At 40.5% G+C, this 14288-nt stretch carries 11 protein-coding genes; 5 read left to right on the forward strand and 6 right to left on the reverse strand.

Translation table 11 applies throughout. From position 1 onward, the window contains the following. Positions 1–2 precede the first annotated feature (2 nt). Together PL_RS23205 and PL_RS23210 are read left to right on the forward strand one after the other, a co-directional pair. The gene (locus PL_RS23205) at positions 3–2378 is read left to right on the forward strand and encodes a family 20 glycosylhydrolase (protein WP_052496471.1); all 2376 of its coding nucleotides are present in this window, start codon (positions 3–5) and stop codon (positions 2376–2378) included. Next, entirely contained in the window at positions 2375–3994 is a 1620-nt protein-coding gene (locus PL_RS23210; RefSeq protein WP_041884313.1) for a discoidin domain-containing protein, read from the forward strand. Before PL_RS23205 ends, PL_RS23210 begins: the two co-directional genes overlap by 4 nt. A gap of 112 nt (positions 3995–4106) precedes the next feature. Here the strand turns inward: PL_RS23210 and bla are convergent, their stop codons facing one another. The 3 genes from bla to PL_RS23225 all read right to left on the reverse strand — a co-directional run bounded on the left by bla (position 4107) and on the right by PL_RS23225 (position 7081). After that, positions 4107–4961 (reverse strand): subclass B3 metallo-beta-lactamase, encoded by an 855-nt coding sequence (gene bla / locus PL_RS23215; protein WP_410429567.1) that lies wholly within the window; start codon positions 4959–4961, stop codon positions 4107–4109. Between the two features lie 72 nt (positions 4962–5033). After that, positions 5034–6173: a P1 family peptidase gene (locus PL_RS23220; RefSeq protein WP_041884310.1), complete on the reverse strand. Its 1140-nt coding sequence runs from the start codon at positions 6171–6173 to the stop codon at positions 5034–5036. Positions 6174–6196: 23 nt separating this feature from the next. Continuing rightward, positions 6197–7081, reverse strand: a complete 885-nt coding sequence (locus tag PL_RS23225; protein ID WP_041884307.1) for an alpha/beta fold hydrolase — start codon at positions 7079–7081, stop codon at positions 6197–6199. A gap of 118 nt (positions 7082–7199) precedes the next feature. Between PL_RS23225 and PL_RS23230 the strand changes: the two genes are divergently transcribed. Beyond that, the gene (locus PL_RS23230) at positions 7200–7643 is read left to right on the forward strand and encodes an Lrp/AsnC family transcriptional regulator (RefSeq protein ID WP_052496470.1); all 444 of its coding nucleotides are present in this window, start codon (positions 7200–7202) and stop codon (positions 7641–7643) included. Positions 7644–7650: 7 nt separating this feature from the next. Here the strand turns inward: PL_RS23230 and PL_RS23235 are convergent, their stop codons facing one another. The 3 genes from PL_RS23235 to ppsA form a co-directional block, all read right to left on the reverse strand. Next, entirely contained in the window at positions 7651–8646 is a 996-nt protein-coding gene (locus tag PL_RS23235; protein ID WP_041884306.1) for an acyltransferase family protein, read from the reverse strand. Between the two features lie 13 nt (positions 8647–8659). Continuing rightward, positions 8660–8863 carry a hypothetical protein gene (locus tag PL_RS23240; protein ID WP_041884304.1) on the reverse strand — a complete coding sequence of 68 codons (204 nt, stop codon included), beginning with the start codon at positions 8861–8863 and terminating at the stop codon, positions 8660–8662. Between the two features lie 193 nt (positions 8864–9056). Then, positions 9057–11729, reverse strand: coding sequence for a phosphoenolpyruvate synthase (gene ppsA, locus PL_RS23245; protein WP_082036004.1), 2673 nt, complete (start codon positions 11727–11729; stop codon positions 9057–9059). 251 nt (positions 11730–11980) lie between these two features. On the opposite strand from ppsA, the gene PL_RS23250 reads away from it, so the two are divergent. Both PL_RS23250 and PL_RS23255 read left to right on the forward strand, forming a co-directional pair. Continuing rightward, on the forward strand, positions 11981–12787 hold the full coding sequence (locus PL_RS23250) for a helix-turn-helix domain-containing protein (RefSeq protein WP_041884302.1): 807 nt from the start codon (positions 11981–11983) through the stop codon (positions 12785–12787). 70 nt (positions 12788–12857) lie between these two features. Next, positions 12858–14258: a S41 family peptidase gene (locus PL_RS23255; protein ID WP_160292136.1), complete on the forward strand. Its 1401-nt coding sequence runs from the start codon at positions 12858–12860 to the stop codon at positions 14256–14258. Positions 14259–14288: the final 30 nt, after the last annotated feature.

Raw genomic sequence — 14288 nt, forward strand, 5'->3', positions numbered from 1 at the left:
TTATGTTTCAGAAAAGAAAAGTACAAAAATTACAGTCATTTAGACGCAGGGCCATCTCAGCAGTGATATTCACCTGTATCTGCAGTTTTGCTTTTGCTCAAAAGATCAGCCCTGTTATCCCGGCGGTAGCTGATATTATTGCAGTAAAAACTGGTGATAAGCAGCTTGTTTTTCCGGTAAGCCCGGATGGATATCAGCTGGTTTACAAGGGCAGTGACCGGTTGCCGGTAATTGATAGTGCCGGTTTGATTAAATCGCCTCTGGCTGAAACAAAAGTGAACCTCTATTTTCAACTGGTAAGTAAGGTTTCGGATACCATTAAATATGATATTACCAAACAGGTCATTGTTCCCGGAAAATTTACCGGTAAAGGAATCAATGCTCAGCCTTTTGTTATTCCTGCGCTGCGCGAATGGCATGGTGATCGGGGGAACTATGTGCTGCGTTCTTCGGGCAGGATTGTTTTAAATCCACTGAACAAAAGCGTTCTGCAAAAAGCAGCGGATATCTTGAAAAAAGAATTGAAAATTCAGACCGGGTATGACTTGAATATAGTAACCGGCAAACCAAAAACAGGAGACATTTTCTTAACTCTTGGCGAAGCTGACCATAGCATAGGTAATGAAGGGTATTACTTTAAGAGTGAGGAGTATATTACCATCAGTGCATTAAATTATCAGGGGTTGTTTTGGGGGACGCGAACTTTATTACAGCTGCTGGAACATCAAAAAAGTATAGTAAAAGGTGTAGCAAGGGATTATCCGGAGTTTAAGGTTCGTGGATTTGTACTGGATGTGGGCCGTAAATTTTTTAGTCTTCAGTTTTTGAAAGACTATGTAAAACTGATGTCTTATTATAAGCTGAACGATTTTCAGATCCATTTGAATGACAATGGATTTAAAAAATACTTTAATGAGGACTGGGCTGCTACTTATGCTGCATTCCGGTTAGAAAATTCCACCTACCCGGGACTTACCGCTAAAGATGGATCTTATACTAAACAGGAATTTATAGCATTACAACAGTTGGCAAAGGATTATGCATTGCGCATTATTCCGGAAATAGATGTACCGGCACATGCACTTGCTTTTACAAAAGTAGTTCCGGAAATCGGTAGTAAACGCTACGGAATGGATCATCTGGATTTGCAGAATCCGAAGACTATTCAGGTTGTTGAAAATGTATTTAAGGAATATCTGAGTGGTGAACACCCGGTATTTACCGGAAATGAGGTTCACATCGGAACTGACGAATATGCAAAAAAAGAAGCTGAAGCCTTCCGGGCTTTTACCGATCATATGATTAATTATGTCCAGGGTTTTGGTAAAGAGGTAAGGATATGGGGCGCATTGACGCATGCGGCAGGAACAACTCCGGTAAAGGTGAAAAATGTTACGCTGAATACCTGGTACAATGGTTATGCGAATCCTCTGGAAATGAAAAAACTGGGGTATAATCAAATCAGTACCCCAGATGGCTGGCTTTACATTGTACCTGCAGCAGGGTATTATTATGACTATCTGAATCTGAAAAAGATCTACCGTAAATGGACGCCATTATTAATCGGTGATGTGCAATTCCCTGCCGGAGATCCAACTATTACGGGTGGTTCATTCGCAGTATGGAATGATATTGTAGGCAATGGGATTACGGAAAAGGATGTGCATGACCGTGTATTTCCTGCTATGCAGGTTCTTTCTCAAAAGATGTGGGGCGGGCAGGATACGTTGATGAAGTTTGAAGATTTTGATATACTCAGAAAGAATCTTGGAGAAGGTCCCTCCCTTCATATTTCCGGAAAAACAGGCGTTTCTGCAGCCGGCTTTAGTTTTGATCAGGAAGACAAAAATGTCAAACTGGAAGGAGCTGTTTACGCTGCGGGGCATCAGGGGAAATCACTATCGTTTTCCCGTGCAGATAGTTTTGCTAAACTGCCTTATACAGAGATCGGATATGACTATACTGTCTCGTTCTGGATCAATACTACTGCTGACAATCCGGCTAATACAGTCATCTTCAGTTCACCAAATGCGGTGGTTAAATTAAAACAGGGAACTACAGGAAAACTGGGCTTTTCCCGTGAAGGATACGATTTTGACTTTGATTATGTGGTTCCTGCAAATGTATGGACACACCTGGTAATTACAGGTACCAATAAAGGAACCGCCCTGTATGTAAATGGTAAGCTACAAAAGAAACTTTACGACAACTGGATTCAGTTTACCGATAAAGACAAAACAAAAGTCCGTAAAGTGGAAACCCTGTTTTTTCCATTACGAAAGCTTGGTGGGTTTAAAGGGAAGATCGATGAACTGGAAATTTTTAACAGGGTCTTGTCAGATCGCGAAATAGAAACACTTTATCAAAAGCCTATATGAAAAAACAAAACAAACTGATGGCAGTAATTGCCATACTCTGTATCTGCTTCAGTGGCTGTAAGAAAGCCGCTGATACTGGTACCGCAGACTTAAGTGGTAACCATTCTGCTCAGGCTCTGGTTACTGTAAAAGAAGGTGACTTTACGTATACCTCGGATTATCCATATAATCTGAACCTGGTCTACTTTGTCCCCACCGATTTTCCTGAAATACCTGATTACCATCGCCGCGTGAGTGAATATATGCTGAATATGCGTGCCTTTACTGCTAAATGGATGAACCATTGGGGCTATGGAGATAAAACCTTCGGTTTATTGACTGATGATGCAAAACAACGGGTTAGAATTACGATGATTAAGGGTAAACTGACCAAAAAAGATTATGGTTATGATAATGGGGCTGCTAATGTAAAGGCAGAAGTTGATGCTTATTATGCGTTGCATCCTGAAGAAAAAACCAGTGAACATTATTTTATATTACTTCCCAATGATCTGATTAATAACAACAGGGATTCTCCTTTTTATGGTATTGGCAGATATGCTTATGCTCTTGATGCTGAAGGTATTGAAGTTGAAAATCTGGGTAAGCCTGGGCCGGAAGGTGCTTATGCGCAATGGATAGGTGGCTTATATCACGAATTGGGACATGGTTTAAATCTTCCGCATAGTAAAGGGCCTGAGTCGGAGGCTAATGATACTAATTTCGGAATGGAGCTGATGAGTGGTGGCAACTCTACCTATGGTACCAAGCCAACTTATCTAAGTGCATTCAGTGCAGCTATTTTGAACAGCAGTCAGGTTTTTAGCAAAGAGAAAAGCACGTTTTACGGGCCTGTTACTGCTAAAATAAGCAGGATGTACGGGAAATATGTCGGGGGAAATATGATTATCAGCGGAAAATTTAATACTGATGTTCCGGTTAGCGACGTGATTTTACGCTTTAACCGTCCTACTGTAGATGCAGGTGGTTATCAGGCAGAAGGAATCCGGACAAAGATTATTCAAACGGATAGTTTTTATGTAAGTATTCCTGTTACCGATATTAAGGTAAGAGATAACACGCCTTATAATATAGAGGCCATAATGGTACACCAGAATGGAGTGCTGACCAGAAAGAATAATGCGCTTCAATTTGTTGATGGAGTCCCTAAATTTCTGTTTAGCTCTGAAAAGAATGAATTTAATAAAGCTGGCTGGAAAGTGACAGCGGTTACCTCCGAGGAAAAGACAGGTGAAGGAAAAAACAATGGGTTAGGAATTTATATGATTGATAATGATCTGGAAACCATCTGGCATACCAGATGGACCGGAAGTAATCCTCCTGGTCTTCCGCATTCTGTAACTGTAGATATGGGTAAGGATAATCTGACTAATGGCTTCTCCTTTGTACAACGTTCAGGAAGTACCAGCAGCATGAGCAAAGAGGTTGAAGTACTGGTCAGCAGTGATGGTACAACATGGACTAGCGTGTTAAATATTACATTAGCTCAGAATAATTTCTTTCAGTACTTTAATTTACCAGTTGCAAAAACATTCAGGTATTTCAAAGTAACAGCTAAAAGTGCTTATACGCCTAATCCGGCAAATGCTTCAATAGCCGAAGTGGGTGCGTATTAGTGCGTTGATTACTGAATAAAATATTGTTTCTTTAAAAAAATCCCCTGTACACATTATTGCAGGGGATTTTTTTGCTCATATAACTGGCTTACTCCGGTATAAATAGCCTTAATTATTCTTTCCTGAGAAATTTATCTTCTAAATCTCGGATTGCTGAATCATAACCCTTCTGATCAATAAATGCGGCAGGATTATAGGCATCACCAGGCTTGTGTTTGGTCAGCAGTCCAAACTGACTGGCATGAGAGGAAAGCCACATATCAAATTTCAGCTTTTTCATCGCATTCAGCGTATAGGCATAATCTTTGGCAATGCCTGGATAGGTCGTTACTTCGGAGAACTTTTTTTCTGTGACAATTGTTGGCATATTGGCTATCAGGACGCTATAAACTCTGCTTTCATCTTTGACATTAAACAGGAAACTGCATGAACCTTGGGTATGACCGGGATGATGTAGCATAACGAGCTCCATCCCACCTAAGGTTATCTTATCCTTATCATGTAAAATACGGTCTGCCTTAACCGGTACATAAGTACTTCTATGACCACCCAGGGCATAATCTGATCTTCCTCCATCTGCTGCAACTTTCGCATCCTTTTCATCTACCATAAACTTAGCACCAGTCAGTTTTTTGATAGCTGCCATTGCACCCATGTGGTCAAAATGAGCCTGAGTGGTCAGTAGTATTTTGATATCGCTAAATTTGAAGCCCAGGGTTTTTACATTCGCTTTAATCGATGATAAAGATGAAGAAAGACCAGTATTGATCAGAATATGACCTTTTGGGGTTGTAATCAGATAACTGGCCAGATCACTGGTACCCACGTAATATAAATTACCTGCAATCCGGAAAGGCTGGTAAGGCTGAGTCCATTCTGGCGGATTTCTTGTAGGTTCTGCTACTTTTTGAGCACAGGCAAACAAAGAACTGAATGTCAGAAAAAGGAGTAGTACTACCGTGTTGATACTCTGTTTAAGCATAAGGATTTTTTAAGCCTAAAGATATAGATAAAAGGGTTAATCCGGACCTGAAGGGCATTATATTCTGTTGTATTTCTTTAATATATCTATGACTGAATCATGAGGAATTCCATAGGCTTTATTTCCATGGACACCTACCATTGTTTCTGCGGCAATCATAGCATTAATAATTGATTCTTCAACAGACTGAACAGTTGCCTCGAATAGTGGATCCATTAAATCGTTCGGTAATGCCTCAGTTTTTGCAATAGCTGTTCTTTGAAAGGCAGCCGGATTTGCAGTTGAAAAAGCAATGAAAATATCACCTGATCCATTGTTCCCCAGACCGCCAACCATCCCCAGGCCAATGGATACTCTGGTAGCAATCCTTTTTAGCTGATGTGGGAGTAATGGAGCATCGGTTGCTACTACTACAATAATAGACCCATCGCCTTCTTTTATACGTGAAGAAGGTGTATTGATCTCATAATTCATCGTATTTAACAGTTCTTTCCCAACCGGAGCACCAGCAATAGTCAGATGTCTTTTTTCTCCAAAATTTGACTGGACTAAAGCACCAACTGTATAAGTTGAATCACCAATTTTCACAACTCTTGATGAAGTTCCGGTTCCGCCTTTAAAGCCTAAACAGCGCATACCGGTTCCACCGCCAACATTTCCTTCTGCTATAGGGCCTGATTTAGCCTGATTTAATGCTTCGTAGACATGTTCTTCTTTTACATGAAATCCATAAATATCATTCATGATACCATCGTAAGTTTCTGCTACAACAGGGTAGGTATACCAGTAATCCTCTTTATACCAGTCCGTTTTTACAAACCACTTTAATACGGCATCTCTGACCACACCCACGCTGTTGGTATTGGTGATCATAATCGGGGTTTCCAGGAAACCAGATTCAGTCATCCAGGTGGTGCCGGTCATTTCGCCATTTCCATTCAGGGTATACCAGTTTGCAAAGACAGGATTATTATTTCTCCCTCTTGGTAATATGGCTGTTACTCCTGTTCTGACCGGTTTTTTTCCGTCTGAATTTTCATCATCTCCAGAGATAATTGTGCTATAACCTACCTCAACGCCTTTTACATCTGTTATGGCATTAAATTCTCCTGTAGTACCATCGAAAGGAATTCCAAGTGTTCTTGCTCTTGGTTTTTGCCCGGTTGCAGGGCTTTTGATCTGATCCATCTCTTTCATAATTTAAATAAGGATACGAAACATTATTGCAAAAATCTCAGAACTTCTGAGAGAAATACTTCAGGATTTTCTTCTGCTATCCAATGGGCAGTACCTGGTATCCGGACGCTGGTCACCTGGTCCGCTACTTCTTCCATCATTTCTTTCATGATAGAACCACTTGTACTTATCTGTCCCCCAATGGCCAGAACGGGTATAGCAAGTTTTCCGTTTTTTTGAAGTTGCGCTCTGTTGTCTTTGATATCCTGGTCAAAGGCTCGATATACTTCCAGCCCGGCCCGGATAGCACCAGGAGCTGAATAGGCTGATACAAATACGTCGAGATCTTCGCTGTCTATGGCACCGGTATTAAATATCCGGTAGTTGAAAAATGCCTGAAGATACTCGCGTTCACGCCCGGCAATCAGGAATTCTGGTAAATCAGGTACGTTATGAAATGAAAAATGCCAGACGCGATGATCTGAGCGTATTTTATCAAAAGCCAGGGTACCAGGCAAAGGAGCATCTATAACAATGAGATGGGATACATCTTCTCTGTATTCCTGCGCATAAGCATAAGCCACCATTAAACCTATATCATGGCCAGCCATGATCACCGGACCTTTGATCTGGAGGTGTTCTTTAATGAGCTGATGAATATCACCTGCCATGGTTCGTTTATCATAACCTGCGGGTGGACGCCAGGAATCTCCTGCACCGCGATAATCCGGAGCAATTACCCGGAAACCTGCATTCACAAGCCGGGGAATTATCAATCGCCATTCCCACCAGGTTTGCGGAAAACCGTGTAATAATACGATTGTTTTATCGCCACTGCCTGCATCTACATAATGTATGCGCAAATTATTGTGGATTGGAGCCATACCATGTTTCAGCTCTGTATTGTTCAGCACTTCTTTTTTACTCATATCTTAATATCCGTTTTTTGTCATCTGTTTATTTTGGAATAAAGGTCAGCGGATAATTGGTTAGTTTAGCTTTCGTTTCTAAGGAAAAAAGCCAGTTAACTTTTGAATCGATGTTTTTATGATGAAGATAGATGAACTACACTATGCCATACTGAACGAGTTACAGCTTGATGCAAGAGTAAGTAATGCAGAAATCGGAAGAAAGGTTGGCCTTACTGCACCGGCTGTGGCAGAAAGGATAAAACGTATGCGGGAGGAAGGAATCATCAAAGGGTTTACTGCAAATATTGATTTTATGCAGTTAAACTATCAGCAAACAGTAATGGTCGCCGTACAATTGCCACATGCGAATATTAATCCCTTTCTGCACGAAGTAAAAGAAATGGAAGGGGTTACCAATATTGCTCATATTACCGGAGAATATTGCTTTTTTGTCAATATAGTAATCAGGTCATCTGCTGATCTGAGTCTGAAGCTGAATGAATTCTCCAAATTTGGGAAAACCACTACTTTTTCAGTTTTATCTAATCCTGTTGAAGCTAAAACGATATTTCTGCCCTAGTTTTTGGCTAACTATTGACTTTATTTCCCCAGATACGATTGATGAATTTCCGGCTGGGACGCTCCACCCACCGGTAAGTCAGATAAGACAGCAGAACAAGCAAAACGAGATAGATCATGCAATACATAATTCCACTGGAAAAATCAATGTTCTGTTTGCCCCGGCCTATTCCTGTAATGCCTGGCAGATATATATCGTGTGAAAATGGTTCCTGCAAAAAGATCTGCATGAGATAAACGGAATAAGAAATATCTCCAAGAAACTGCATGAATTTCCGGTTACAGAATTTAGCTATTCTGCCTTTATTAGCTGTAAAGCTAAGTACCAGGCCTGCAAACAGGAAAACAGTGATTCCGTCATTCAGTGAAAAATGCATAGCTATGGTCATCCCGAGAATGAATAGCAGGGATACCAGGTCAGAAGAGAAAAGTTTCCTGACAGCGGTTAGCTGGTAGACCAGGTAGACCAGAATACCAGTTGTAAATCCGGCTATTCCGCGGATATAACCGTAATCGAATGTGGTATTCAGATTATGAGGAACCGGTATTGAAGGATACAGTGGGTTTTTTCGCGGGAGCAAATACATAATGGCATAATATGCCGCTACAACAAACAGGAGTAAAAGTATAACTGAAACAATCTTTTTTCGATTGATGCTTAGTGCAATTAATGGAAATAGCAGATAGGCAGCGAATTCAGCACTGATACTCCAGGAAGGGATATTCCAGGAATAGATTTTTGTAAAGCCAAAGGACTGGAGTAAAAAGATATTTGGCAGAATATCTGCCGGTTGTTCAAGGATAATAGGCGGATTTCCCCAATTGGTAATCCAGCGTACAATAATGACCAGCAACAGGAGAGAAAACAGATGCAGTGGGTAAACTCTTGCAAAACGGGCAACAAGAAAGCTTTTTAATGAGCTTGCCTGTATATTGTTTTTAAAATGGCTGCTGTATACATGCATCATAATAAAGCCGCTCATGATAAAGAACAGATCCACCATCAGGTAGCATTTTTCAAAAAAACATGGTTTGTGAGGCAGGAACAAACCTGGCAATGGCCATTTCAAAATGAAATACCGCAACCAGCAATGCAGCTATCCCGCGTAAAGCTGTTAATGAAGAAAGATATTCAACCTGATGTTCTGTTATTTGAATGGAACTGGCATTGACTGCTTTTGTTTCCTCAGCAGCAGGAGAGTGGTAAAGGGATTGGTTCATTTGATAGTGAGCTATGGCTGTATATATATTTGCATCTTCATGATTCAGGATGATTGTAAAAGTTACGGTAATTTTTTATACAATAAAATGAGTTTCGTTCTGCGTATTTTCAAATCTGGTTTCTACAGCAATTGAGCAATGTTATTAAACGTTATTGTTACATAATGATAGGCTCAGATTATTTTTAGCTCATTTATAGTATCTCTATATATCCGTCAGTTCCGTTTACGCGAATTCTCTGACCGTCTTTGATCAGCCTGGTTGCATTTTCTACACCTACAATTGCTGGTAAGCCGTATTCACGGGCGATAACTGCTCCGTGAGTCATCAGTCCGCCAACTTCAGTGACCAGCCCTTTGATAGAGACAAATAATGGAGTCCAGCTGGGATCGGTAAATGAAGTAACTAATATATCCCCGTCTTCAAGCTCTGCATCTTCGATGTTTAGAATAACACGTGCCCTTCCTTCTATAATACCGGAAGAAACTGCCAGACCTGCTATGGCTCCATCAGGCAGGTTTTCGCATCTATATTTACCTGTAATAATTTCACCATCTGAAGTGATCACGCGTGGCGGGCTTAACTTCTCATATAATTTGTATTCTTCTTTTCTGGCGTTAATAATCCGGTAATCGGGCTTACCTGTGCGTACTGCTTCACGAAATTCTTCTATGGTGAGATAATAGATGTCTTCTTTCTGCTGAATAATATTGGCTTGTAATAGTTGTTCTGCTTCTTTCAGCAGCGCCTGTTTATAAATAAAGTAACGATTGACCATACCGTATTTTGGATATTCCCGATAACCGATAGTGCTGCGGATCAGGCTGATCTTTTGTTTGGTCTCTCTGGCTTTTTCTTTGCCATCCTCCAGCTGACTCAACCGCTCCAATAAGTATTTTTCTTTTTTCAAAGCTTCCTGCAGCCCTTGTTCAAATCTCTGCCTGCCTGCACCTGGTTCAAAGTTTTTAATGTTGTTGAGAATCGCAGGGACAAGTGTTAATGGCTTTTCACTCCAGCGCATTCTGGTAATATCAATCTCACCGGTACAGCGCATTCCGTATTTGTTGAGATAGGCATTGATAGCATCCAGGGCTTGTTTTCCTCCATCAAATCTGGTTAGTTCCTCCAGAAAGTCATCCTCTTTTACTTGTTGCAGATAAGCCGTGACTGCCGGATAAGGACGAATTATATCTGCAACGTTCAATAGCTCCAGACCCATTTCTGAGGTAATATTGTTGGGAACAGATTGTGAAAGAATATCTGCTGCATTTTTCTCGCCTAACCATTCGTTCATTTTTTCATTAATCCAGAATGAAGCATCTATGGCATTCATAATCACATTGAGACTTTGCGGAGCAAATAGTGTCTTCCTCAATTGCGGGATGTCTTCCTGAATAAAATCGAATAATTCCACACCAGATTTTGTCCGGATGTTTAGTTTCAATTCTTCTATAGATGCACGGCTATGCTGAATTAAATCTGAAACGATAGCCGGACCATTTTCTGGTTGTGGCTTTAAGCTGGCAGGTGATACAGTCTTATCGTCTTTATTTTTATCATCTGGTGCAAATTTGATAAAGCCTTCCCGTTCTATAATCGTTATCAGTGCATCTTTGATGAGCAGATCTGATTTACCCAGGGTATTCATTATCGTTTTTCTGCTCTCTGCTGAGGCCAGTCTGGCAGTGATGTCTACAAATAACCTTCCGCCTGCCTGATGCATCGGTCCAAATGTTGCTGACAGGAAGAAAGATAATCCCAATGGTTTCATCGCATCTGTCATCATCTGATTATGACCAACAGAGACAAAAACATGGTTTTCATTATCATTTACTTCGGGGATTGGGTATAAAGTAGTAATTGGTCTGCTCTGGACAATATAAAACAGCTCATCAGCCAAACACCATTCAATATCCTGAGGCTGGCCGAAATGTGCTTCGATCTTTCTGCCTGTTTGCTCAAGCTGTAAAATCTGTCTATCGGTCAATACTTGTTTATTCTGCCATTGAGGCTCGATCTCCTGTTCTTTTGTACCTCCGCCTTTTAAGGCATGAACAGCCAGTTTTTTGGTGGATATCTTCTTTTCGGTAATCGTGCTGTTACAGACTTTATAAAGATCTGTATTGACCAGACCGGAGACCATAGCCTCGCCAAGTCCGAAGCTGGCATCAATTGATAATACTTTTCTGTTGGACGTGACGGGATCGGCTGTAAACATAATTCCTGCTGCCTCAGGAAAGACCATTTGCTGTATAATCACAGAGAGCTGTACTTTACGGTGATCAAAGCCATTCTGAAGACGGTAAATTACCGCTCTTTCGGTAAATAGGGAGGCCCAGCATTTGCTGATATGTTTTAGGATTTCCTCTTTTCCAATAATATTCAGATAGGTATCCTGCTGTCCTGCAAAGGAGGCTGCAGGGAGGTCTTCTGCTGTAGCACTGGATCGTACTGCAAAGGCGGTTTTTCTATCAAACTTTGTGAGATAATACAAAATCTCTCCTGTGATCTCTTTTGGAATGGGAGTACTTTCGATAACTGTGCGGATTTTTGCACTGATTGTGGTTATACTTTTTCTCTCTTCTGTTTTAAGTTGTATGAGCTCATCCAGGAGGTTGTTAAATTCCTGATTGTTTCGGGTAATTTTTTTATAGGCCTTAGTGGTTATACAGAAACCCTCTGGTACCTGTATTTCGTTGATTCGGGACAGTTCGCCGAGATTAGCCCCTTTACCACCAACCAGCATAACACCTGACCGGTCGGTCTCCTGAAAGCAAATCAGATATGTATTACCCTTTTTTTGACGGATGGAAGGTCTAATGATGGATGTCTTTTTTGTGCTGTTGAGATTGCTTTCAGGGATCATGAGATGGCGTTTTATGAGGGTGAAAAGCCAAAAGTATATGGTCTAATGTGTTAAAACAAAGGTTTTTGACTATATTTTTCTGTACGCAATAATGATAGAAATATGGGCGTTATACATACAAAACAGCAGAGGTTTTATTCAATCTTATCCATCAATATATCAGGCTAATCTTATATTTGCATCTTCGGTTAAACGCTATGCTCAGGCTCGTTCTTTAACTAACCACCTGGCAATAATAAACTAAAAGGAAGATGAAAATGGAATTTTACAGGCCTGTAAATCAGGTTCTGAAAAGATATATAGAAGGTTATTATTTTATCTCTCCCGATAAAAATCCTGAAAGATTACATTACTGGACTTTTCCGAATAACTTCTTTATTGTTTCAGTGAGCAAGGATGTTGAGATTGATGCCGGGAATAATAAAATTATCGTTAAACCCTCAAAGCAGAAGAACATTGTTGCCAACTATGTTTCACGTTATATTTCTCCAATCGAGGTTACGTTAGAGAACGGGATAAAAGAAATTACGATTTACTTTAAGCCCTTGGCCATCAATTATTTTCTGGATAATGCCCATGAGTTTTTGCAGAAAGAGAATTCGCTGGATTTTAATCCCTTTACAGATTTTATACCGGCGATGGGCGGGATCCTGGTTGAGGAGGATAGGAACCTTCAGCAGCAAAGCCTTGAAAATTACCTGATTTCAAAACTTAATGTCCGGGAACCTGGATTGATGGAGAAAATTATAGCCGATATAGAATCGGATCTGAAGATAGAGGAGATTGCTCAAAACAACAACTTTTCCAGGCAATACCTGAATAGGCTTTTTACCAGGTTTATTGGTAAATCACCCTCGGAATTTAGGCGCATTCATCGCTTCAGAAAGACGATAACAAAACAGAAAAATATTAATAACCTTACTGAACTTTCTTATGAGAGCCTTTTTTACGATCAATCACATCTGATAAAGGATTTTAAACAACTCACCAATGTCAATCCCAATACTTTCTTTAAAAAAGTAGATCTCAATAATGCATACGTCTGGTTATTTATCTAGTAGTTTACATTTTTACAATTTTAGCCGGGAGCGGAGGGCTAAATTAGCTGTTCTAAAAATAGATTTTTATATGAAAAGACTACTACTTTGTTTCGCTCTTAATGTATTCTCCTATTCCATGTTTGCACAGCAATCAGCTTGTAATTGTACAGTGACACTGGAAAAACTAGTCAAAAAAGTCGAGACTGAGTATCCCGGGTTTTCAGTAAAGACAGGAGAGAAACCAGCCTACGAAGAGCTGAAACAGCATCTGACCATGCAGGCTGGAAATGCAAATGCAGGTACCTGTGAAAAGGTACTGAAAAAGTATACTGATTTCTTCAGAGATCCGCATTTATGGGTTGGGGCAAACGGATCTCCTTTTTCTGCCGCAAATGGTTCTGCAGAAGCTGTAGCCTTTGGTATACCAGATTTCCAGGATAAGATTAAGACCACGCGGGACACACTGGAAGGAGTATGGTCAACAGAAGGGTATAAAATTGGAATTAAAAAAGAAAGTGGAAATCAATATACTGGTTTTATTATCGAGGCAAAATCAACAGCCTGGAAAACCGGGGATATCAAATTCAGGTTGTTTTCTGATGGTGCTTTTGAGTATGCAATGCGGGACCGATCGAAAAAAAGAGGACATTACAACGTGTATAAAGAAGGTATTTTGTTTTTGGATGCAGTAGGTGTTGTACTGGTTAGAGAAGTTCCCAAGCCATCGGTAACTAAGACTCAACTGGAAGAAAAACTGAAAGAGCTGGCTGGCTTTTATTTCAAAAAACTATCTGCACGGACAGTAATCCTTAAGTTACCAAGTTTTGAATATCATAACCTGGAAAAAATTGATCAGCTGATCTCTCAGAACCAGACACAGCTCGAAGAGAGCGAAAACCTGATCATAGACCTTCGTGGCAATCCGGGTGGAACTACAAGTGCTTATCAAAAACTTCTTCCTTTTATCTCTGGAAAATCAATACGGAATACGGGCGCTGAATTTCTATCTACCCAGACTTATATTGGAAATCTTCAGGCCTACAAAGCGAGTCTGGATAAGGATACTCCAACAGATGGAATAGACAAACAGATAAAAAAGTTAAAAGAAAATCCGGGGCATTTTGTAAACTTTAATGATGCAGGTAAACCTGTCTACATTGAAAAAGTTGAACTGGCATCTAAAGCTCCCAGACAAATTGTTATCCTTGCTGATAAGGGTACCGGAAGTTCGGCAGAGTACTTTTTATTTATTGCAAAACAAAGCAAAAAAGTCAAGTTGATAGGTACCTCGAGTTATGGCGCATTGGATTATGGTAATGCTTATCTGGTTGATTTCGGATGTCCGGGGTATCAGGTCTTCATGCCTACCTACAGGGCAATGCGTCTGCCGGATTATCCGATAGACAATATTGGGATTCAGCCCGATGTTTATGTGGATAGTTCTGTAAAGGACTGGGTAGGGTTTGCAGTGCAATATCTGGAGGAGTGAGGTTTATGCGGCTGTCCAGGCTCCTGATAA

Source organism: Pedobacter lusitanus, assembly GCF_040026395.1.
GTDB classification, from domain to species: Bacteria; Bacteroidota; Bacteroidia; order Sphingobacteriales; family Sphingobacteriaceae; genus Pedobacter; species Pedobacter lusitanus.